The organism is Streptomyces sp. NPDC014894, assembly GCF_043080985.1.
GTDB lineage: Bacteria > Actinomycetota > Actinomycetes > Streptomycetales > Streptomycetaceae > Streptomyces.
In genome coordinates this window covers 950,658-972,091 of sequence record NZ_JBIBWD010000001.1, presented here as the reverse complement: position 1 = coordinate 972,091, position 21,434 = coordinate 950,658, and the positions used below count along the sequence as shown (strand labels likewise).

Here is a 21,434-nt window from a genome sequence, read left to right as displayed (position 1 = left end):
CAACTCGAAGACACGTCCGGGCGATTTTCGGCCTGTCGGGGCTGTGTTGTTCACGGGATGTCCCGGTATTCAAGGAGTTGACATTCCCCGCGTGTCAGGCGACGCCGGGTGGCGCATCCTTTTCCGGACGGGGGGCATTGGCTGGAATTCTTCGCTCTCAGTCCGGGATGCGGGAATCATCCGGGCTGGTCATGCGTCCTTCTAGGAGAGGCTCGCGCAGGCGGCCTCCGCAGGAGGGCGATGGAGGACGGCGGCCCGGAGCGGCAGCCGGGACTCTCAACGCCGTTTGACCGAAGGGCTGTTCGGTACAGGGGTTTGGGGACCGTTCCACCAGGGGCGGATCCGGGGCGGGGCACGGGCCGGAGTAAAGCAGCGGATTCCGGGCAGCCAACCTGAAGCCGGGCAGACCGTGGGGGTGGGAAGTGAGAAGGACCATGGATACGGACGAGCGCCGCGGCGGGAGCGGGGCGGCCGGCCTCGCGCCGGCGGCTCGGCGGCAGCTCTGGGTGGAGGAGCCCTCGGTACGAAGGCGTATGGCCGATCCGGTGCGTACGTCGGCGGTCCGGGCGGTGCTCATCGTCTCGCTGACGCTGATTCAGGCGATGGTCGCGTTTCTGTGCACGCTGGCGGGTTCCTGGCTGGCGTTTCCGATGGTGCTCAGCAGTGTCGCGAGCACGGTGGTGGCGACCTGGGGCGTGCTGGACGTCTGGGTGACCCGCCAGGTGTGGAATCAGCGGCACGGCGTGGTGTCGGAGCCGAGCAGCAGCGCGCGGCGGCTGCGGCGGGACCGTCGTCGGGAGCGGCGTGCCGCCCGGGCCGCGGCCCGGCGTGGCGAGCGCATACGGCGGCGGGGGCCCGGGCGCGGGGAGCGGGTGCCGCAGCGGGGGACGAGCCGGCTGTCGGAGCTTTCGGAGGTGTGAGGGCGGCGGGGCCGGGTCCGGACCGGGTGCCGAGGTCGGCTCGGGTCCCTGGTGCGGGTTCGGGTTCGGGTTCGGGTTGGCCAGGGTTCGGGCTCAGGTCCGGGACCGGCTCGGGTTCCTGATGCGGGTTCGGGTTGGGCCGGTTCGGGTTGGGCCCGGGTCCGGTTCTGGCTTGCGGTGTGGGCGGGTGGCGGCGGGGCGGGTCACGGCGGGTGGCCGGTGTCGGTCGAAGGGTCGTCCCTCGGCGGCCGTCGGTCGAAGACCGGGGCGTCGACGGGATCAGCGCGCGCCGGATCCGCGTGTGGGGTCCGGCCTCGGCCCGGCGATGACCGTGGACAGGGGCGACCCTGAGCCGGGATCCCGGCTCAGGGTCGCCGCCGGGGCATGACAGGGGCGTACGGGCCCGCCCGTCCTTCCCCGGCCATCGGCCCGGGTCGAGGTGACCCGGGCCGGCTCTGCTCGGCCTGGGGCGTTACTCGGCGGTGGACTGCTCTGACGGGTCCGGTCGCCGTGCCGGGGCCGATTCCGCCGGTGCGGGGGCGCTCTGACGGCCGGGGCGCTCGGCCGGGACGGCGGCGGTGCTCTGGGAGCGCTTGAACATCCGGGTCGCGGTGATCTCGCCGTGCACCGTCTCGCCCGAGGGGTCCTGCTGGGGCAGCCCCGGGCGGAGATGCTCCTCGACGCTGATGTACTTCAGGCCGGCCCGCAGATCCGCGTCATTGCGGAGCCTGATCACCAGGGGGAACTCGGCGAGCGCCGTGGTGTCGAACAGTCCGGTGGTGTAGAGCAGCTGGACGCCGAGGGCGTCGGAGACCGCTCGCTGGAGCTCCAGCAGATAGGTGGCGTTGGCCCGCCCGATCGGATTGTCGAGGAAGAGCGTCCCGGCGTGGCGGTGGCGGTCCCGGCCCCGGTCGTTGCTGCGGAGGGCGGCCATGGTGCAGTACAGGGCGATGGCCGCGGTGAGCAGCTGGCCGCCGGAGAAGACGTCTCCCATCTGTCCGACGGGGACGCGTTCGGCGCGCAGCACCGCGTCGGGCTTGAGGATCTCCACGGCGATGCCCTTGGGCTCCAGGGCCGCCTGGACTCCGCGCAGCAGCAGGGACATGCCGTCCCTGCGGCCCTCGCCGTAGGCCGCGGAGGAGTTCTTGCGGACGGCGGCGCGGGTCGCCTCGTCGATGACCTCGCCGAGGCGCTCGGCCAGGGTCGCCTGGTCGGGCTCCTCGAAACGGATCCGGAGGAACTCCTGCCCCGACCACTCCCCCAGTCCTTCGGGGAGCCGGGAGAGCCGCTGGGCGGAGCGGAGGGTGGCGAGCGCGGACTCCACCAGGCCGCGCAGGCGGTCGACGATGGTGTCGCGGTTGCGCTCCAGCTGCTGGAGTTCGTCGGTGAGCACCCGCAGCCGGGGCAGGAAGGCCTCGGCCCACTTCGCGGCGTGCTCGGGCAGCGCGGCGGCGGGCAGCTCGCGGATCTGCTGGCGGGCCGGGGTGCGCACCTGTTCGTAGCGGGTGGAGTTGGCGTGGCGTACGAGGGTGTCGCTCGCCTCGCGGACGGCGGCCTCCGCGCCGGACAGCTCGGTGGCGCAGCCGCGCAGGGAGCGCCGGGCCTCGGCGGCCGACTGGCGGGCCTCGGCGAGATCGCCGGGGTAGGGCTCCGGGTCCCCTTCGGCGCCCTCGTCGTCGTCGCGCTGTTCGCGCAGCAGGTCGCGGAGGAGGGCGGCGGTCTCCTCGAAGCCGCCGGCGGCGTCCTCGGCGGCCCGGTGGGCCTGGAGCAGTCCGCTGTGGGCGTCGCGTGCGGTCTCCAGCGCGTCGGTGCGGGCGGCGAGTTCCCCGGTGGCTCCGCGCAGCAGGCTCTGGGCCTGCTCGGCGTCGGCGGGGACGGCGTCTTCGGGGAGTTCGGTGTGGCTGCCGCCGTCGGCGGGGGCCAGTCGCTCGGCCTCGCCGCGCAGCCTGCCGAGCTTCTCGCTCGCTTCGGAGGCGCGGGTCTCCAGCATCTGCACCAGGGATTCGGCGCGGGAGGCGGCGGCCTGGCGGGACGGGCCGTCCGCGCCGTCGGTGCTCTCCAGGAGGAGGGCCGCGCGGGTGCGGACCTTGTTCGTCAGGCGGTCCAGCTCGGCGAGGGCGGCGCTCTCGTCGCTCTCGGCGCGGGCCTGTTCGGCGCGGAGGTCGGTGCCGACGCCGACCTTCTCGTACAGCTGGGAGGCCGCGCGATAGGCCTCGCGGAGGGCGGGGAGGGAGATGCGCGGGGCGTCCGGGTCGGCGTCGGGGAGCGTCTCCGGGGCGCCGGCGATCTCCGCGCGCTCGGCGCGCAGGGCGCGGGCGGTGCGGCGGGCGTCATCGCCCGCGCGCTGGGCGGCCCTGCGGTCCTCGTCGGCGGCCTTGGCGCGCTCCAGGCAGACGGCGGCGCGGGCCTCGGACTCGGCGGCGTCGTCGGCCAGTTCGCGGAGCTTCACCTGCCAGCCGGCGCGCTCCCGGAGGCGGAACGCCAGGCCCGCGAGGGCGTCGGCGGCCCGGCGGGCGCGCTGGGCGGTCTCCTGACGCTCGTCGCGGACGCGGGCGGCGTCGGCGGCGGTCTCGTCCGTCTCGGCGCGGACGGTGCGGGCCTCGGCGAGCCGGGCCCGGGCCTCCTCGGCGGCCGTGCGGGCGGCTTCGGCGCCGTGGGCGAGTTCGGCGAGCATTCCGGGCGGGCAGTCGGCGCGCCAGGAGCCGATCCGGGCGGCGAGGGCGCGGTCCCCGGCGAGGCGGGCGGCCAGCTCGCGGATCTCTTCCTCTCGCGCGGTGGCCCGGGCGCGGAGGGCCTGCCGCTCTTCGTCGGCGGCGTGCTCGTCGTGCATGGCGGGGTTGGGCGGTACGAGGAAGACCTCGGTGTCCTCCTCGCCGTTCCGGGGGGAGGGCACGGGCGCGAGCAGTGCGGCGGCGGTGCCGACGGCGACGGTGGACCGGGGCAGCAGGGCGGCTCCGGCGAGGACTTCCCGGGCGCGCAGATGCGAGGCGGGGTCGGTGATGACGACGCCGTCGACCAGCTCGGGCCGGGCGGCGAGCACGGCGGCGTGGTCGGCGGGGTCGACGGCCTGGGCGAGATAGCGCCAGCCGGGGAGTGCGGGGATGCCGTGCTCGCCCAGGTACTCGACGGTCGCGAGGACGTCGGGGCCCGGGGGCAGGAGTCCTCCGTCGCCGAGCGCGCCGAGGATGCGGGAGTCGTCGGCGGCGGCCGTGCGCAGGTCGAAGAGCTGGCGTTCGGCGGAGGCGACGTACTGGTCGAGAAGGTCGCGGAGGTCGTCGGCGTAGCGGTCCAGCTCTTCGGCGGTGAGCGGGGAGCCGCCGGGGCGCGGGGCGGGTGCGCCGCCGCTCTCCCCGGAAGGTGTGTCGTGGTCGGCGGGCGTCTCGGGGCCGGGCCGGTCGGTCTCCTGGGCGTGTCGCCGGGGGCCGGGCACCGGGGCGGCGGCGGTCGGGGACGGGAGGCTGAGCAGGTCGGCGAGGCGCTGGTGTTCGGCGATGGAGGCGGCGGCGCGGCGCTCGGCTTCGTAGGCGTGCTCGGCGGTGGAGGCGGCGTCGTCGGCGCGGGCCGCGGCCAGCTCGGCGCGGGCTTCGGCGGCGGCGGCCTCCTTGGCGCGGTCGGCGGTCGCGCGGCCGGTCTCGCGGGCCGTGTCCCAGGCGGCGACCGCGGTCTTCTCCGCGTCGTTTGCGGCGAGCGCGGCCCGCGCGGGGTCGGCGTCGGGCGCGGTGTCGTCGAGCCAGCCCGCCCGTACCGCTTCGGCGGTCTCCTGTTCGACCTCGGCGAGGCGCTGGCGGAGATGGCCGATCTCGCTGCGGGCGCGCTGTGCCTCGGTGGCGGCGGCGGTCGCGTCGCGGTGGGCGGCCTCGCCCTCCTGCTGGAGGACGGACGAGCGCTCCTCCTGCTCGTTGGCGAGCTGTTCGCCGTCCTCGGCGGCCGCGTGGAGGGCGCGGACGAGGTCGGCGGCGGCGGTGGCGCGGGCCGCGAGGGCGGGGGCGGCGTCGCGTTCGGCCTCGCGGATGGCGACGGCGACCCGGGCCGAGCGGTCGGCGGCGGCGCGGTGCCGGAGCACGGCCTCGGCGGCCTGCCAGGCGGCGTGCAGGGTGCGGGCCTCGGTCAGTTCGCGGCGCTGGGCGGCGGCGCCCTTCTCGGCGACGGTCAGGGCGAGCGAGGCGTGGCGGTAGGCCAGTTCGGCGGCGATCAGCGAGCTGCGGCCGCGGGCCCGCTCGGCCTCGGTGACGGTGTGCGCGGCGGCCGTGACCCGCTGGGCGAGGTCGGCGGTCCTGGAGCGCTCCCCGGCGGCGCGGGCGGAGAGCCTGCGGGCGAGGGTGCGGGTGCGGCGCTCGGCGGCGGTGTGGACGTCCCGGGCGCGGGCGCGGGCGTCGGCTGCTTCGACGATCCGGCCGAGGAGGTCGGCGGAGCCGGCCGTGAAGTCGCGCTCGGCGGTGAGTTCGGCGCGGCGGCCGAGTTTGTTGCCGAAGCTGCTGACGAGGTCGGCGAGGCCGTCGGTGTCACGGGTGTCGGTGACCGCGCGCAGCAGGAGGTCGGTGAAGTCGGAGTCCTTCTTGACCGCGAAGAGGCCGGCGGCCTCGCCCTCGTCGGCGTTCATCTCCCGCTGGTAGCGGAAGAGTTCGGGGTCCAGGCCCAGATCGCCGAGGTGTTCGTTCCAGCGGTCGTGGATCTCCTCCCAGGAGACCTCCAGATGCGGATAGAACTTGCCGGCCTCGGTGAGGGCGTCGCGGAAGCCCTTCATGGTGCGGCGGCGGCCCTGGGCGCCGGAGGCTCCCTCGGTCTGGGGGCGTACGGCGGTGGACTCGGCGACCGGCAGGGAGTCCAGGCTCATGCCGGGGCCCGGGCGGAAGGAGTACCAGGCCTCGGCGAACTTCCTCGGGTCGTTGGAGACCTGGCGGCCCCGCCATTCGCTGACCTTGCCGACGACGACGAGTTCGCCGGTGAGCGTGTGCTGCCACTCCAGGGCGACGTGTCCGCAGTCGTCGGCGAGGAGGAATTTGCGCAGGACGCCGGAGCTGGCGCCGCCCAGGGTGTTGCGGTGTCCCGGCAGCATCACGGAGAAGATCAGCTTCAGGAGTACGGACTTGCCGCCGCCGTTCTCCAGGAAGAGGACGCCCGCGGGGGCCGGGCGGCGGGGCGGGCCGACTGGTTCGTCCTCGAAGAATTCGGCCTGGGCGGGCGCGGGGTGGGGCACCGGTTCGCCGACTCCGCGCAGATCCAGCACGGTGTCGGCGTAGCGCGCACCGGCGGGCCCGATGGAGTAGAGGCGAACGCGGGACAGCTCGTACATGGCGGCGGACTCTCGTGGTTGGCAGGTCGGGTGGGGGGGTTCGGTCGGCTCAGGCGTGGAACGGGAGTCCGGCGTCGGCCGCCAGCTCCAGATCGTCGCCGTCGGGCGGCGGCAGCAGGGTGGCGGTGCCGTCGCTGACGGGGACGACGCCGAGGTCGAGCAGTTCGGCCATGGCGGCGCTGCCCGCCATGTCGCGGACCTGGAGCTGATAGCGGGCGGTGGTGCGGTACGCGCCTCCCGCGTCGTCGCCGGTCCGCTGGAGGAAGCCGGAGTCGGTGAGGAAGGCGACGGCCTTGGCGACGATGCCGGTGGTGGATCCGGCGAGTCTGCGGGCGTCCTTGGTCGCGCCGGTGGCGGAGCGCCGGGCGTAGATCCGCCAGGCGGCCTCCAGGCCGGGGGCGTCGGTGGCGGGGTCGGTGTTCTCGCCCTGCGCGTCGGCGTTCTCCTCGAGCCGGTGGCAGGCCTGCCGGACGAAGGCGTCGACGCCGTTGACGGTGATGCGGCCGATGTAGCCGTCGTCGGCGAGGTCCTCGGGGCGGGGGAAGGACATGGCGGCGACGGCGAGATGGGCGAGGCCGTGGAGGAAGCGGTCCGCCGAGTCGGGCGAGGCGCGGCGCGCGTAGTCGCCCATGCGGACGGCGAAGACGGAGTCCTCGCCCGCCGCGAGGGCCATGCCCGCGCGGGGCGAGACCTCCAGGACGATGAGGCCGAGCCCGGTGGCGACGGCGTCGGCGAGCCGGGCGAAGGCCGGGTCCTCGCGGTAGCGGCGCAGCAGCTCGGCGTATTCGGCGTCGCGGGCGGGGAGGAGTTTGGGCTGAAGGCCGAAGGAGACGAGGCGGGCGGCGTCGGCCGCGTCCGGGGGTGTGAGACGGGCGGGGGCGCCGGGGTCGGCCTCCGCGGCCGGCTCGGCGGTGGCCGGGTCACGCCAGGGGTCGCGCTCGGCGTGCTGGTCGGTCACTGGGGTGGCTCCTCGTCGTGGCGTTGCGGGTGGGGGCGGCGGGTGCGCGGTGCTCCGTCGGGGCGGCCGGGGCGGGTGTCCGGACGCGGGCGGGCCGCGGACCCGGCCGGTGGTCGGGCCCCGCTCGGCGCCCTGTCCGTACGGTGCCGCGGCCCCGGCGGACGGGGGTGGGCGCTCCGCCCGGCGGGGGTGGGGTGCGCGGGCGCGGGCGGGAGGGCGCGGGGTCCGGGGGCGTGCGACGGGACGCGGGGTGCGGGAGCGTGCGGCCGGGCACGGTGTGCGGCGGCGGGCGGCCGGGCGTCGGCTCCGGGCGCGTACGCCCGGGCGCGGGCCGGGTGGCGGTGCGGGGTCATGCGGCCTCCGTGCGGTCGGCCGCCATGCCGGCCGCGTCCAGCAGGGCGGTGCCCACGATGAGATCGGCGCCGCCGAACTCCGGATCGTCCAGTTCGGTGCCGTCGTCGACGGCGAACAGCAGCCGCTCCTCGCCCTGGCGGTAGGCCGTGCCGACCGGGGGGCTCGCCGCGTGGACGGCCAGCAGGGCGACCAGATAGGGCAGTTCCGGGTCCTGTCGGCGGGCTTCGGCGAGCAGCCCGGAGAGACGGCGGGGGGCGTCGTGCTCCAGATCGAGGAGGAGCAGGGCGCTCGCGAGCTGTTCCTCGCTGAACCGGCTGTCGTCGGGGGTGGCGATCAGATCGGGCTCCGGCATCTCCGCGCCGAGGTGCTCCCGCTCGACGGGCGGGGTGAGCAGCATGTCCACCAGGTCTCCCATCCGTACCGAGGAGGGGGTGCGCAGGCCGGCGCCCCGGGCGAAGAACGCGTCCGTGACCCGGATCGCCGAGTCCAGGGGGAGCGGAAGGACGGGGGCGACCAGCTGTCCGTACAGATCGAGGCCGGTGCGGGCGGCCGGGCGGGCGAAGGCCTGGCGGTCCTGCTCGGCGCGGAAGAGGGGGCCCGCTTCCAGGAGCCGGGACTGGAGCTGGGTGTGGCGGCGGATGCAGTCCTTGACGATGTCGACCAGCTCGGCGGCGCGGCGGCGGTGCTCCGGCTCCTCCGCCTCGTCGCGGGCGCGGCGGATGTTGGTGAGGATCGCGTTCTCGTGGCGGTAGCGGTCGGCGACATGGTCGAGCGCCTCGGCGATCATGTCGGGTACGGCGTTGAGCCAGTCGACGGCGCGGACATTGCGGCGGGTCGCCTCCAGCGTCCTGCGCAGGGTCTCGGCGTACTGCACCGTGCGGTAGCGGGCCTGCTCGGCGGCGAGCTGGGCGTCGGCGAGCCGGCCGCGGCTGATCAGGACCTCCAGCTTGACCTCGGCGGCGATCTGCGCGCTGGTGACATCGGTGTCCAGCGCGCCCACCAGGACGTTGACCGCTTCGTCGGTGGTGCGGAGGCAGACGGCTCCGCCGTAGCCCGGGACCTCTTCGATGAGCTTGAAGTCGTAGTCGCGGCGGGTGTAGACGCCGTCGGCCCCGAAGGTGCCGTAGACCGCGCGGAAGCCCCGGTCGACGCTGCCGACGTTGATCAGGTTCTCCAGCACCCAGCGGGCGACCCGCTCGTGCTCGGCCGCCGGGCGGTGCGGGGCCTGGGCGGCGATGCGCGGGAGGAGTCTGGCGACGATCTGGTCGTGGTCGGCGCCGGTGTCGAAGTCCATGGTGAGGGTCACGAGGTCGATGGCGGCGAGGGCCACCTCCGCCATCGCGTACACCGTGTACTCACCGGCGAGGTTCGCCTTGCGGGCGTCGAGATCGTGCAGCGGCGCGGTGCAGGCGAGCGCGCGCAGCCGCCGCGCGAGCCCTTCGTCGGCGGCCGGGCCCTGGGCGGGCCGCGGCCCCGCGCTGAGCTGGGGCGGAACGAATTCCGTCGAGGCAGGCGAAGTCACGTTGCACAGATTAGGTCCTCGCACTGACAACGGTCGAAACGGCGCAGAAGCGGCCCGGTCGCGGCGCTGGGGCGGGGGGTGTCCGGACGGGGCGGGCGCCCTGCCCGGCGCCTGTGGCGGGGCGGTCCGCCGGCGGCGGTGACGGGGCGGAGGGCACGGGTGCGCGGCGGACCGGAGGGGCGGCGGGCCCGGGTCGGCAGCGGGGTCCGGCACGAGCGGCGGGTCCGGCACGAGCGGCGGTCACGCTGTGGTCGAGACGGCACCGCGTGGGCGGGGACGGAAAAGGGCGGGGGACGAGAAGGTCGGGCCGGAGGCGGCGGCGGGGTCTACTCCTCCTCCGGCACGAGGTGCGCGTAGGTCTCGACCATTCTCGTGCGCGAGTCGTCGAGGTAGCGGCCGAGCAGTTCCTCGGCCCCGGTCCGGTCGCCCGCCCTGAGCGCCTCCAGAATGGCCCGGTTGCGGACCAGGAAGGGCTGGTGCAGTCCGCGCGGATCGTCCACCACGTGGAAGGCGAGCCTGAGTTCCGCGAGCACGCTGCGCATCAGCTCGTCGGTGCGGGCGCTGCCCGCGAGGGCGACCAGTTCACGGTGGAAGTGGATGTTGGCGGTGGAGACGCCCTTCCAGTCCTGCGCCTGGGCGGAGCGCTCGCCGCCGCTGACGGCCGCGTCGAGCCGGCCGAGGGGGTAGGGCGGCTCTCCCAGGTCGTGGACGACGGCGCATTCGACGAGCTGGCGGGTGCGGTAGATGTCGACGACGTCCTGGACGGCGAGCATCCGGACGAACACCCCCCGGTTCAGCCGGTGGACGAGCAGCCGTTCGTGGGTCAGCAGCCGGAACGATTCGCGCAGGGTGTTGCGCGAGACGCCGAGCGCCTTGCCGATGGCGTCCTCGGAGAGCCGCTCCCCCGGCTGGAAGAAACCTTCCGCGATCCGGGCGCGCAGGATGTCCGCGACCCGTTCCGCCGTGCTGGTGCGGCCGAGCAGGGCTCGGTCCTCCTCCAGGCCGCCGACTCCGCCGGCGCGGCCGGTCTCCGATTCGATCGTCCCCACGACGCCCCTCTCTCCCCCCGCCGGCGAGTTCAAACCGGCGCACGATGTCCATCGTAGAAGGAAGAACGAGCCAACACGCCCCTTGTCGGATCGTTCAACAATCCTCTAGCTTGGCTGTACCGCATGTGTTCAGGCAACGTCGAGAGCACCATCTCCCCTTCTGCGAGGTGCAGATGAGCACGACCCGTGCAGAGCCGGACCGGAACGAACAGCGCGAGGACGGCGGAGCGACGGCCCCGCCGAGGAGCCTGCGGCCCGCAGGACAGTCGATACGGGTGCGGAACGCCCGCGTCACGCGGTCGCGCGTCGCGGGGTGGGGAGCGATGAGGACCGGGGGCCGGGACCCGGCCCGGGCGGGGGCGCCGGGCGGCCCGGACGCGGAGGCGCGGACCTGGCCGCGCGCCGGACGGCGCCTCGGGGCACATAGGCACACGGCATGGAGGAGGAGTTCATGACCTGGGCGTCCATCGATCTCAACGCAGACCTCGGCGAGGGCTTCGGCCGCTGGAGACTGACCGACGACGAGCAGCTCCTGTCGGTCGTCACCAGCGCCAATGTCGCCTGCGGCTTCCACGCGGGGGACGCGGCCACCATGCGGCGGGTCTGCGGACTCGCGGCCGAGCGGTCGGTGCGCATCGGCGCCCAGGTCTCGTACCGCGATCTCGCGGGCTTCGGGCGGCGCTCCATGGACGTGCCGGCGGACGAGCTGGCGGCTGAGGTCGCCTATCAGATCGGGGCCCTCCAGGTCTTCGCCCGTGCGGCGGGCTCCCGTGTGTCGTACGTGAAACCGCACGGCGCGCTCTACAACCGGGTCGTCCACGACGAGGAGCAGGCGGGCGCGGTGGTCGACGGGGTGCTGCTGTCGGGAGAGCGGCTGCCGCTGCTGGGGCTGCCCGGCTCCACCCTGCACACCATGGCGGAGAAGGCCGGGCTGCCGGTCATCACCGAGGCGTTCGCCGACCGCGCCTACACCGCCGAGGGCAGACTGCTGCCGCGCGGCGAGGACGGCGCGGTCCTCACCGACCCGGCCACCGTGGTCGAACGGTCGGTCAGCATGGCCCGGTTCGGGGTGGTCACCGCGCACTGCGGCAGGAGCGTTCCGGTGCGGGCCCGGTCGCTCTGTCTGCACGGCGACACCCCGGGCGCGGTCTCCCTCGCCCACCGGGTGCGCCGGCAGCTGGAGACCTCCGGGGTGCGGGTGGAGCCGTTCGTATGAGCGGTCCCGGAGGGCGTACGGAGATCAGGGCGCTGCCGGTCGGCGAGCGGGCGCTGCTGGTCGAGGTGGCGGACGGGGAGGCGGCCGGCGCGCTCCACGCCGAGCTGCTGCGCCGCCGCGCGGCGGGACTTCTGCCGGCCGTGCGGGAGATCGTGCCCGCCGCCCGGACCGTGCTGCTGGACGGGCTGGACGATCCCGTCCGCTTCGCCCGGGAGCTGGCGGAGTGGGAGATACCGGCGCGGCCGGCCCACGCCGGGGAGGCGGTCGAGGTGCCGGTCCGGTACGACGGTCCCGATCTGGCCTCGGTGGCGGCCCTGTGGGGGATGACGGAGGACGAGGTGGCGGCGGTGCACTCGGCGGCCGAGTTCCGGGTGGCGTTCTGCGGGTTCGCGCCCGGGTTCGGCTATCTCATCGGGCTCCCGGAGCGGTACGCGGTGCCCCGCCGGGCCACTCCGCGCACGTCGGTCCCGGCCGGTTCGGTGGGGCTGGCCGGTCCCTACACGGGCGTGTATCCCCGCTCGTCCCCCGGCGGCTGGCAGCTGATCGGCACCACGGAGCTGGAGTTGTGGGATCCGGCGCGGCAGCCGGCCGCGCTGCTGGCGCCGGGCGCGCGGGTGCGGTTCGTGGTGGAACCGGTGCGGCGATGACGGACCGTGCCGTGGCGGTCGTCCGGGCCGGTGCGCTGACCACCGTGCAGGATCTGGGCCGGCCCGGATACGCCCATCTCGGCGTGCCCCGCTCGGGGGCGCTCGATCCGCGCGCCGCCGCGCTGGCCAACCGGCTGGTGGGGAATCAGGAAGGCGCGGCGGTGCTGGAGACCACGCTCACCGGCTGTGCGATACGGCCCCGGTGCGCGGTGACGGTCGCGGTGGGCGGGGCCCCGTGCGCGGTCGCCGTCGACGGGCGGCCGGCGGCGTGGGGAGCGCCCGTGCGGGTGCCGGGCGGGTCTCTGCTGGAGGTGGGCAGGGCGACCTCGGGGGTGCGCGGCTATGTCGCCCTCGCGGGCGGGATAGCCGTCGATCCGGTGCTCGGGAGCCGCTCCACGGATGTGCTCTCCGGTCTGGGCCCGCCGCCGCTCACGGACGGGGCGGTGCTGCCGCTCGGCGCTCCGGCGGGTCCGCCCGCCCGGGTGGACGGCGCTGTGCCCTGGCCCGCTCCCCCGGTCGAGCTGGTGCTGGGCATACGGTTCGGGCCGCGCGCCGACTGGTTCGGGGACGGGGGGCTGCGGACGCTCGCCTCCGGCGGGTATCGGGTGTCGGCCGCGAGCAATCGCATCGGTCTGCGCGTCGAGGGCCCGGCGCCGGAGCGGGTGCGGAAGGAGGAGCTGCCCAGCGAGGGCATGGTGCTGGGGGCGGTGCAGGTGCCGCCGGACGGCTGCCCGGTGATCTTCCTCGCCGACCATCCGACGACCGGCGGCTATCCGGTGGTGGCGGTGGTGGACGAACGGGACCTGGGCGCGGCGGCACAGGCGGCCCCGGGGACGCCGGTGCGGTTCAGGCCGCTGCGCTGACACCGGGCCCGGGGGCGCTCCGGGGCGGGCGGCGGCCGCCGCCCGGACGGCGGCCCCGACCCGGCAGGACGCAGAGCGGGCGGGGCAGGCTGCGGGGAGGCCGGCGGGGCTACTCGGGCGGGCTTCCGTAGCCGCCTCCGCCGGGGGTGGACATCACCAGGACGTCGTCGGGGCCGACGTCCACCGAGTCGACTCCCTTCAGCGGGGTCACCGTGCCGTCGGCGCGCTCCACGGAGTTCTCGCCGAGCGCGCCGGGGCCGCCGCCCGCCATGCCGTACGGGGCGACCCGGCGGTGGCCGGTCAGCAGGGTGACGGTCATGGGCTCCAGGAAGCGGATCCTCCGCACGACTCCGTCGCCGCCCCGCCAGCGGCCCGGGCCGCCGCTTCCGTTCCGTACGGCGAAGGCGTCGACCCGCACCGGGTAGCGCCACTCGAGAATCTCGGGATCGGTCAGACGGGAGTTGGTCATATGGGTCTGGACGGCGTCCGCGCCATCGAATCCGTCGCCCGCGCCGGAGCCGGAGGCGACCGTCTCGTAGTACTGCACCCGGTCGTTGCCGAAGGTCAGATTGTTCATGGTGCCCGATCCCTCGGCCTGGACGCCGAGGGCCGCGTAGAGCGCGCCGGTGACGGCCTGGGAGGTCTCGACGTTGCCGGCGACGGTGGCGGCGGGGTAGGAGGGCGCGAGCATGGAGCCCTCGGGCACCCGTACCTCCAGGGGCTCCAGACAGCCGCTGTTGAGCGGGATGTCCTCGCCGACCAGGGTGCGGAAGACGTAGAGCACCGCCGCCATGACCACGGAGGTGGGCGCGTTGGCGTTGCCGGGGCGCTGGGGCGAGGTGCCGGTGAAGTCGACGACCGCGCCGCGCCGGGCCCGGTCGATCCGCAGGGCGACCTGGATGACCGCGCCGTCGTCCGTGGTGTACCGGTACTCGCCGTCGGTCAGCCCGGCGATGATGCGGCGGACGGACTCGGCCGCGTTCTCCCGTACGTGACGCATGTAGGCGTGGACGACGTCGAGGCCGAAGCGGTCGGTCATCCGCCGCAGTTCGGCGATGCCCTTCTCGTTGGCGGCGATCTGGGCGCGCAGGTCGGCGAGGTTGACGTCCGGGGCGCGGGAGGGGTGGGGGCCGCGGGTCAGCAGCTCGCGGGTCTCGCGTTCGCGCAGCGCGCCGTCCCGGACGAGGGGCCAGTTGTCGAAGAGCACCCCCTCCTCCTCCACGGTCCGGCTGAAGGCGGGCATGGAGCCGGGGGTGATGCCGCCGATCTCGGCGTGGTGCCCGCGCGAGGCCACCAGAAAGCGCAGCTCACGGCCGTCGGGGCCGAAGACCGGGGTCACCACGGTCACATCGGGCAGATGGGTGCCGCCGTGGTAGGGGTCGTTGATGGCGTAGACGTCGCCCGGCCGCAGCCCGGAGCGGTCGCGGCGCAGGACTTCCTTGATCGACTCGCCCATGGAGCCGAGGTGGACGGGGATGTGGGGGGCGTTGGCGATCAGATTGCCGTCGGGGTCGAAGAGGGCGCAGGAGAAGTCGAGCCGTTCCTTGATGTTGACGGAGTGGGCGGTGTTCCGCAGCCGTACGCCCATCTGCTCGGCGATGGCCATGAAGAGGTTGTTGAAGACCTCCAGGAGGACCGGGTCGGCGTCGGTGCCGACGGCGACCCGGTCGGGGCGCGGCCGGATCCGGGTGAGCAGCAGATGGCCCCTCTCGTGGACGCGGGCGCGCCAGCCGGGGTCGACGACGGTGGTGGCGTCGGGCTCCGCGATGATCGCGGGTCCGTCGACCGAGGCGTCCGGGCCCAGTTCGGCCCGCCGGTGGAGCGGGACCTCGCGTGGGGCGCCGTCCGCGTACAGGGTGACCCGGTCGGCCGGCGGGGAGCCGTCGCGGGGGCCGGTGGGGCGGGTCCGTCCCCGCTGCCCGCCGGCCGTGCCCACCGCTTCGACCGTGACGGCCTCGATCACGAGCGGCTTGTCCATGGTGAAGGCGTAGCGCGACCGGTGGGCCGAGGTGAAGGCGGCCGCCATCGCGGCGGCGGAGTCCAGCGGGACGGGCAGGCTCGCGTCGGTGCCCGCGTAGCGGAGCAGCACCCGGGCCCGGGTGGTCACGGCGGCGCCGGGGACGGTGTCGGCGCGGACTTCGGCGCCGGTGCGGGCGGCGAGTTCGTCGCAGAGGGAGCGGACCCGGGTGAGGGCGGCCTCGGTCAGTTCGGCTTCCACGGACTGTTCGCGCAGGGCGGTGACGTCGGCGAGGCCGATTCCGTACGCGGAGAGCACTCCGGCGAGCGGGGGCACGAGGACGGTGTCGATGCCGAGGGCGTCGGCGACCGCGCAGGCGTGCTGTCCGCCCGCGCCGCCGAAGGAGTTGAGGGCGTAGCGGGTGATGTCGTGGCCGCGCTGGACGGAGATCTTCTTGACGGCGTTGGCCATGTTGAGCACGGCGATCTCCAGGAAGCCGGCGGCGACCTCCTCGGGGGTGCGCCGGACGCCGGTCTCGGCGGCGACGCGGCGGGCGAGTTCGGCGAAGCGTTCGCGCACGGCTCCGGCGTCGAGCGGCTGGTCGCCGCCGGGTCCGAAGACAGCGGGGAACCAGCGGGGCTGGACGCGGCCGAGCATCACATTGGCGTCGGTGACGGTGAGGGGGCCGCCGTGCCGGTAGCAGGCGGGGCCGGGGACGGCTCCCGCGGAATCGGGCCCGACGCGGTAGCGGCGGCCGTCGAAGTGGAGTACGGAGCCGCCGCCCGCGGCGACGGTGTGGATGCTCATCATGGGCGCGCGCATCCGCACCCCGGCGACGAGGGTGCCCAGCTCGCGTTCGAACTCGCCCGCGTAGTGCGAGACGTCGGTGGAGGTGCCGCCCATGTCGAAGCCGATGACGCGGTCGAATCCGGCCTGTTCCGCGGTGCGCGCCATGCCGACGACGCCGCCCGCGGGGCCGGAGAGGACGGCGTCCTTGCCGCGGAAGTGGGCGGCTTCGCGCAGTCCGCCGTTGGACTGCATGAACAGCAGTCGGACGCCGTCGAGTTCGGCGGCGACGTCGCTGACGTGGCGGCGCAGGATCGGGGAGAGATAGGCGTCCACGACGGTGGTGTCGCCGCGCGGCACCAGTTTGATCAGCGGGCTGACCTCGTGGGAGCAGCTGACCTGGGTGAAGCCGAGGTCGCGGGCGGCGGCCGCGATCCACTGTTCGTGGGCGGGGTGGCGGTAGCCGTGCATCAGGACGACGGCCGCGCCGCGCAGGCCGTCGGCGTGGGCCTGTCGCAGCCGTTCGGTGACGGCGGCCCGGTCGAGCGGGCGGATGACGTCGCCGTGGGCGTCGAGGCGTTCGGGGACCTCGACGACTCGTTCGTACACCGTTTCGGGGAGGACGATATGGCGGTCGAAGATCCGGGGGCGGTTCTGGTAGGCGATGCGCAGGGCGTCGCCGAAGCCCTCGGTGATGACGAGCACGGTGGGTTCGCCGTTCCGTTCCAGCAGGGCGTTGGTGGCGACGGTGGTGCCCATGCGCACTTCGGCGATCCGGTCGGCGGGGAGGGGTTCGTCCGGTCCCGCGCCGAGCAGCTGCCGGATCCCGGCGACGGCGGCGTCGCGGTGGTGTCCGGGGCGGTGGGAGAGGAGTTTGCGGGTGACGAGCCGGCCGTCGGGGCGGCGGCCCACGATGTCGGTGAAGGTGCCGCCCCGGTCGATCCAGAACTCCCAGCGCCGGGCCATGTTCCCATTCTGGCGGGCGGGGCGGCGGCCGCCACCGCGCCGACGGGCGCGGCCCGTGTTCCCGGGGCCGGTGGCCCCGGGAACTCCACGGGCGGCGGTGGGCGGGTCCGCCGCCCGCCGGCGTGGGCGGGTCGGGCGGCGGACCTCCCGGAGAGAGCGGGCCTCCCGGCGCGGGCGCGGCTCCCGCTGGAGGCGGGCCCACCGGGGCACGCGGACCTGGGCCTCCGGGCCACAGCGGGAGCGGGCTCCCCGGCGGGCGCGGGCCTCCCGACGAGCGCGAGCCCCGCGGCGCACGCGGGCCTCCCGGCGGGAGCGGGCGCCCGGCGCGGGCCGGGGCGCTCAGACCGCCTGTGGGTCCTGGCCCATTCTGCTGCGTACGGCCGTCTGGACCTCGGCCTCCTCGGCGGGGTCCGCGGCGAGCCTCCGCAGCCGTTCGGCGACGCGTACGTCACCGGTCTCGGCGTGGCGGGCGGCCACCTCGCGGGTGGTCTCCTCGCAGTCCCACAGACATTCGACGGCGAAGCCGGTGGGGAACGAGGCGTCGGTCGCGGCCAGTGCCCGGGCCGCGCGTCCCCGGAGGTGGGACGAGGCGGTCTCGCGGTAGACATGGCGCAGCACGGGGGCGGCGCAGCCGATGCCGAGGCGTCCGGCGCCGTCCACGAGGTTCCAGAGCGTCGGGGCGTCGGGCCCGTCGGCCCGGACCGTCCCGCGGAGCGCGCCGAGGACGAGCTGTGCGTCGCCCGCGTCGCCCCGGCAGGCGAGCACCCCGGCGGCGGAGGCGCCGAGGGCGTCGGGGCGGTGGATCCAGCCCCGGGCGCGGTCGACGGCCTCGTCGCCGCACATTCGTTCGAAGGCGGCGACGGCGGCGTCCGCGACGGTGCGGGAGCCCCCGGCGACAGCGGCCTCGATGAGATCGAGGACGACGGGGTCCCGGGACTCGGCGAGATAGTGCAGCGCGGTGGAGCGGGCGCCGTCGCCCCCCTCGCGGGCGGCCGTGACGATGGCGGCGCGGTCGTCGGACCCGGCGACGGCGGAGAGACACCTCGCGGCGGGCACATGGAGCGCGGCCCCGCGCTCGAGGCCCTGCTCGGCCCAGTCGAAGACCGCCTGGACGCTCCATCCGGGCCGTGGGCCGGCCGGCCGCATCTGCCGCTGCCAGCGGTCGAAGGAGCCGGCCTCCTGGGCGGCGCGCACCCGGGGGCCGACGGACGGCCTCGGGTCGTCGGCCCAGAGCCGCCAGGGCCGTGGCTCGAAGGCGTCCCGGACGGCGACGGCCAGCTCGGCCTCGCCCTCGGGGGTGGCCGGGAATCTGGCGAGGATCGGGCCGGCGAGCGCGCGCAGACCGGCGTCGTCGTCGCGCAGGGCCAGCTCGTCGAGCGCCCAGGCCCAGCCGGCGCCGGCAGCGGCGTAGCCGCGCAGCAGCCGCAGCGCGTCGTCCCTGCCGTACGAGGCGAGATGGCCGAGCACCGCGAGCGCGAGGCCGGTCCTGGCCTCGTCGGTGTCGATCCGGTCGTCGACGTCGTACAGATGCCGTTCGATCTCTTCGAGACCGCCGTGGAGATCCATGTACAGGCGGGCGTAGTAGAGCGAGCGGTTCTCCACCTGCCAGTCGTGGCGGGGATCGCTGAGCACGCAGTGGTTGAGGGCGGCGAGCGCTTCGGCGCGGGGCGCGGCGAGCGCGTGCAGCGTGCCGTCGCCGCGGCCCCTCTGCAACAGGCCGAGCAGCGTGCCGCTCGGCGCTATGACTGGATCGAACATGGGGAAGGCCTCACATCAAGCTCTCGACGCGACCGGGGAATGGAGATGCCTAGGCCGCGCAGCAGCATGAGGAGCCGCCCGTCGTCATCCGCGTCTTCCGCTTGGTGTGAACCATCTTCCTGCCCTCTCGTCGGTGAGCCCCAGGGGAATTCCCGGTGATGTCCAGGACAGGGCCCGTCGTCATGATGACCCACCCATATCGCCACCGCGACCACATTTACGACGTCCCCGCCAGGGACCCCGGGGGATGTCCGGATGCCTCTGAGCATGCTGTCCGTGCGCTGCCCGGTCGCCTCAGCGGCTGCCGAACAGCTCCAGAAGCTCTGTCTTCCCAAACATCCGCGCGGTATCCACGGCGGAGGGGGTTCCCGCCCCCGGGTCGGCCCCGCCGTCCAGCAGGGCGCGCACGACGGCGTCCTCGCCCTTGAAGACGGCGCCGGCGAGCGGGGTCTGGCCCCGGTCGTTGAGCCGGTCCGCGTCCGCGCCACGGGCGAGCAGGGCCTCGACAGCGGCCGTGTGCCCGTGATAGGCGGCGAGCATCACCAGGGTGTCGCCGCGGTCATTGGTGAGATTCGCGGGAACGCCGGCGTCGATGTACGCGACAAGGGCCTCGGTCTCTCCCTGGCGGGCCAGGTCGAAGACCTTGGTCGCCAGTTCGATGACCTCGGGGTCGGGGGCCTCGCTCATCGGGGGACCGCCTTTCGCTGGTTGGGGTACGGCGCTGACCTGGGGTCGCACGGCACGGAGGACCGTACGGGTGAACCGGGACAGGGTACTGCCCGGCCGGGCGCGGCCGGGCGCGTTCGGCCGCGACGGGGGCACTGTGCCGCGCCGGAGCCCGGTGCGCGCGCCGGGAGGGCCGCCCCTCTGGGCCAGTTCAGTGAAATACCTAGCTTTTCACTCATTTGCACCTTTTATCGCATTGATACTTCCTGCGAGGTTGGAAGAACTCATGGTGACCGTCCCCTCACCCAGGAGAACCTCATGATCCTTTCCATGTCGGGCGTGGTGCTGCTCGCGATCATCGTCTTCCTCTTCTTCCGGAAGGGCGGGCTCAAGGCGTCCCACGCCGTGGCCTGCGCGCTCTTCGGCTTCTTCCTGGCGGGCACCGCCATCGCCCCCAGCATCAAGGCGGGCAGCCAGAGCCTGGCCAGCCTCCTCGGCGGGATCAAGTTCTGACCGCCGCGCCCCGCCCCGACCCCCGTACACCCGGCGCGACCGGCACCGGAAGCACCGGAAGCACCGGAAGCACCGGAAGCACCGGAAGCACCGGCACGATCAGCACATCCCGCGAGTCCAGCACCCCCAGGAGACCGATGTGGCCCGGCGACCGCTCCCCCGCATTCTGAGCAGCGGAACCGCGCAGATCGCCCGGACCAGGGAGATCGCGCGCACGGCCGCCGACGGGGCGACGGACGTCCTCCAGCCGCTGATCACGATCTCCCGGGGGCTGCGGAAGCTGGCCGTCCTGGCGCGCCGGAAGTGGTCCGGGACCCCCAAGGACAAGCGCGGTCCCACGCTTCTCCTGGTCGCGGGCTGCGGGATGGCGGTCGCGCTCGTGCCGTTCGGGCCGGTGCTGGCCCTGATCTCGGTGATGGGCGCGGCCGCCTGGCACGGGCGGGTGCGCACCCCGGTGAGAACGGGCCCCGACGAGGCGGAGGCCGGCCGCCTCCAGTCGCTCTACGAGGCCCTGGTGCCGTACTTCTCGGTCCCCGAGGACCCCGCCCCGCTCTACGCCCACGGCGGCGAGTGGACCGGGGTCTTCCATGACTTCGCCTTCGACGAGAACGGGCGGCCGACCGAGCTGCGGGTGACCTACCCGGCGTACTTCACCGACGGCGAGGCGGAGTCCCGGGCCCGGATCGAGCAGCTGCTGCACACCAAGTCGGGCCGGGGCCGCGAGTACCGCTTCGTCTGGGACGAGGAGGGGAACCAGCTCGTGATGACCGTGCTGCCCGCGCTGTCGACCGGCATCGCGGCCCAGCGGTTCGTCACCGTCCCCGGCGAGACCGTGCTGGGCTTCACCGACGCGGGCACGGTGCAGCGCACCGTGCCGGTGACGGACGGCGAGGAGACCCGGGACGCGCCCCCGGTGATCTGGCGGACCGGACCGCGCTCCACCGAGCCGCATCTGCTGGCGGTCGGCCGGCCCGGCGGCGGCACCACGACCCTGTTGCGCTCGATCGCCCTCCAGGCGCTCCAGCACGGGGACGTCTTGATCGTGGAGGGCAGCGGGACCGGCGACTACGCCTGTCTGGCCGGGCGCTCGGGCGTGCTGGCCGTCGAATGCGGGCTCGCCGGGGCGCTGAGCAGTCTGGAGTGGGCGGCGCACGAGACCGAGCGGCGGCTCATCGCGGCGAACCGCGCCCGGCAGGCCGGGCACCCGGTGCCCGACGATGTCGGACGGCCGCTGTGGATCCTGGTGGACCGCCCGAGCCTCTTCGGGCATCTGGCCGCCGCCGACGGGCGCCCCGACCCGCAGACGCTGCTCCAGGTGCCGCTGCGGCACGGACGGGCGGCGGCGGTGACGGTGGTGATCGCCGAGCAGTCCGACGGACTGGACGCCCTGACCGAGGCGGTACGGACCCACACCCGCGCCCGGGTGGTGCTCGGACCCGCCGGGTTCGACGAGGTCGAGGCGGTGCTCGGGGCCGCCCCGCACACCACGCCGACGCCCGACGTCCCGCCGGGGCGCGGTTACGCGCGGCTGGGCCCGGGCCCGGTGCTGAGACTCCAGGTCCCGGCGACCCCGGACCCGTACGACGAGTCGTGCGCCGAGGCGCACCGGCGGGCGGTGCTGGAGCTGCTGCCCGAGCGCCAGGACGCAAGGCGGGACGAGGGCGGAGACGCGGGGGACGAGGACGGGGCGGCGGACCCCATGGATCCGGCAGACCCGGCGGACCCGGCAGACCTGGTGAATCCGGCGGGCCCGGCAGACCTGATGGACCCGGCAGACCCGGCGGCGGGCGACCGGGCGCCCGCGCGGGGCCCGGCGGGCGCGCCCGCCCCCGTACCGGCGGAGGGCTGAGGGCCCGGGACACCCCGCAACCGGGACACCCCGCACCCGGGCCGCTCAGGCCCCTGGCCCCGGCCCCGGGCCCCCGGGCCGCGTAGATCACCGCCCCCGGCCCGCGAACATCCCTCA

13 protein-coding genes are annotated in these 21,434 nt (G+C 75.0%); 6 read left to right on the top strand and 7 right to left on the bottom strand.

Annotated features, from left to right (window positions below):
* The first annotated feature begins 434 nt into the window (after nt 1–434).
* Complete coding sequence (locus tag ACF089_RS04215) at nt 435–920, top strand: hypothetical protein (protein WP_392021491.1); 486 nt, start codon at nt 435–437, stop codon at nt 918–920.
* 472 nt (nt 921–1,392) lie between these two features.
* On the opposite strand, the gene ACF089_RS04210 is transcribed toward ACF089_RS04215, so the two are convergent.
* The 4 genes from ACF089_RS04210 to ACF089_RS04195 all read right to left on the bottom strand — a co-directional run bounded on the left by ACF089_RS04210 (nt 1,393) and on the right by ACF089_RS04195 (nt 10,096).
* A complete protein-coding gene (locus ACF089_RS04210) occupies nt 1,393–6,213 on the bottom strand; it encodes a hypothetical protein (RefSeq protein WP_392021488.1) in 4,821 nt (1,606 codons plus the stop codon).
* A 49-nt stretch (nt 6,214–6,262) separates the two neighbouring features.
* Nucleotides 6,263–7,171, bottom strand: a complete 909-nt coding sequence (locus ACF089_RS04205) for a hypothetical protein (RefSeq protein ID WP_392021486.1) — start codon at nt 7,169–7,171, stop codon at nt 6,263–6,265.
* A gap of 349 nt (nt 7,172–7,520) precedes the next feature.
* The gene (locus ACF089_RS04200) at nt 7,521–9,047 is read right to left on the bottom strand and encodes a hypothetical protein (RefSeq protein WP_392021484.1); all 1,527 of its coding nucleotides are present in this window, start codon (nt 9,045–9,047) and stop codon (nt 7,521–7,523) included.
* 326 nt (nt 9,048–9,373) lie between these two features.
* Nucleotides 9,374–10,096, bottom strand: a complete 723-nt coding sequence (locus tag ACF089_RS04195) for a GntR family transcriptional regulator (protein ID WP_392021482.1) — start codon at nt 10,094–10,096, stop codon at nt 9,374–9,376.
* 451 nt (nt 10,097–10,547) lie between these two features.
* Here ACF089_RS04195 and ACF089_RS04190 point away from each other — a divergent pair, with 451 nt between their 5' ends.
* Genes ACF089_RS04190 through ACF089_RS04180 form a run of 3 tightly spaced genes read left to right on the top strand, consistent with a single transcriptional unit; the run spans nt 10,548 to nt 12,822 of the window.
* Complete coding sequence (locus ACF089_RS04190; RefSeq protein WP_392021622.1) at nt 10,548–11,312, top strand: LamB/YcsF family protein; 765 nt, start codon at nt 10,548–10,550, stop codon at nt 11,310–11,312.
* The gene (pxpB, locus tag ACF089_RS04185) at nt 11,309–11,959 is read left to right on the top strand and encodes a 5-oxoprolinase subunit PxpB (RefSeq protein WP_392021479.1); all 651 of its coding nucleotides are present in this window, start codon (nt 11,309–11,311) and stop codon (nt 11,957–11,959) included. Before ACF089_RS04190 ends, pxpB begins: the two co-directional genes overlap by 4 nt.
* Nucleotides 11,956–12,822 carry a biotin-dependent carboxyltransferase family protein gene (locus ACF089_RS04180; RefSeq protein WP_392021476.1) on the top strand — a complete coding sequence of 289 codons (867 nt, stop codon included), beginning with the start codon at nt 11,956–11,958 and terminating at the stop codon, nt 12,820–12,822. Before pxpB ends, ACF089_RS04180 begins: the two co-directional genes overlap by 4 nt.
* A gap of 109 nt (nt 12,823–12,931) precedes the next feature.
* On the opposite strand, the gene ACF089_RS04175 is transcribed toward ACF089_RS04180, so the two are convergent.
* The 3 genes from ACF089_RS04175 to ACF089_RS04165 all read right to left on the bottom strand — a co-directional run bounded on the left by ACF089_RS04175 (nt 12,932) and on the right by ACF089_RS04165 (nt 18,976).
* On the bottom strand, nt 12,932–16,531 hold the full coding sequence (locus ACF089_RS04175) for a hydantoinase B/oxoprolinase family protein (RefSeq protein ID WP_392021473.1): 3,600 nt from the start codon (nt 16,529–16,531) through the stop codon (nt 12,932–12,934).
* Nucleotides 16,532–16,870: 339 nt separating this feature from the next.
* Nucleotides 16,871–18,289: a HEAT repeat domain-containing protein gene (locus ACF089_RS04170; RefSeq protein WP_392021470.1), complete on the bottom strand. Its 1,419-nt coding sequence runs from the start codon at nt 18,287–18,289 to the stop codon at nt 16,871–16,873.
* 294 nt (nt 18,290–18,583) lie between these two features.
* Nucleotides 18,584–18,976: an ankyrin repeat domain-containing protein gene (locus tag ACF089_RS04165; RefSeq protein WP_392021468.1), complete on the bottom strand. Its 393-nt coding sequence runs from the start codon at nt 18,974–18,976 to the stop codon at nt 18,584–18,586.
* 297 nt (nt 18,977–19,273) lie between these two features.
* Between ACF089_RS04165 and ACF089_RS04160 the strand changes: the two genes are divergently transcribed.
* Entirely contained in the window at nt 19,274–19,468 is a 195-nt protein-coding gene (locus ACF089_RS04160) for a hypothetical protein (RefSeq protein ID WP_392021465.1), read from the top strand.
* Between the two features lie 139 nt (nt 19,469–19,607).
* Nucleotides 19,608–21,317, top strand: a complete 1,710-nt coding sequence (locus ACF089_RS04155) for a hypothetical protein (protein ID WP_392021462.1) — start codon at nt 19,608–19,610, stop codon at nt 21,315–21,317.
* The last annotated feature ends 117 nt before the right edge of the window (nt 21,318–21,434 follow it).

Excerpts from the sequence above, each read along its gene's own strand:
- ACF089_RS04215 (WP_392021491.1), top strand. The coding sequence starts at position 435 with ATGGATACGGACGAGCGCCGCGGCGGGAGCGGGGCGGCCGGCCTCGCG.
- ACF089_RS04210 (WP_392021488.1), bottom strand. The coding sequence starts at position 6,213 with ATGTACGAGCTGTCCCGCGTTCGCCTCTACTCCATCGGGCCCGCCGGT.
- ACF089_RS04190 (WP_392021622.1), top strand. The coding sequence starts at position 10,548 with ATGACCTGGGCGTCCATCGATCTCAACGCAGACCTCGGCGAGGGCTTC.
- pxpB (WP_392021479.1), top strand. The coding sequence starts at position 11,309 with ATGAGCGGTCCCGGAGGGCGTACGGAGATCAGGGCGCTGCCGGTCGGC.
- ACF089_RS04180 (WP_392021476.1), top strand. The coding sequence starts at position 11,956 with ATGACGGACCGTGCCGTGGCGGTCGTCCGGGCCGGTGCGCTGACCACC.
- ACF089_RS04175 (WP_392021473.1), bottom strand. The coding sequence starts at position 16,531 with ATGGCCCGGCGCTGGGAGTTCTGGATCGACCGGGGCGGCACCTTCACC.
- ACF089_RS04170 (WP_392021470.1), bottom strand. The coding sequence starts at position 18,289 with ATGTTCGATCCAGTCATAGCGCCGAGCGGCACGCTGCTCGGCCTGTTG.
- ACF089_RS04165 (WP_392021468.1), bottom strand. The coding sequence starts at position 18,976 with ATGAGCGAGGCCCCCGACCCCGAGGTCATCGAACTGGCGACCAAGGTC.
- ACF089_RS04160 (WP_392021465.1), top strand. The coding sequence starts at position 19,274 with ATGATCCTTTCCATGTCGGGCGTGGTGCTGCTCGCGATCATCGTCTTC.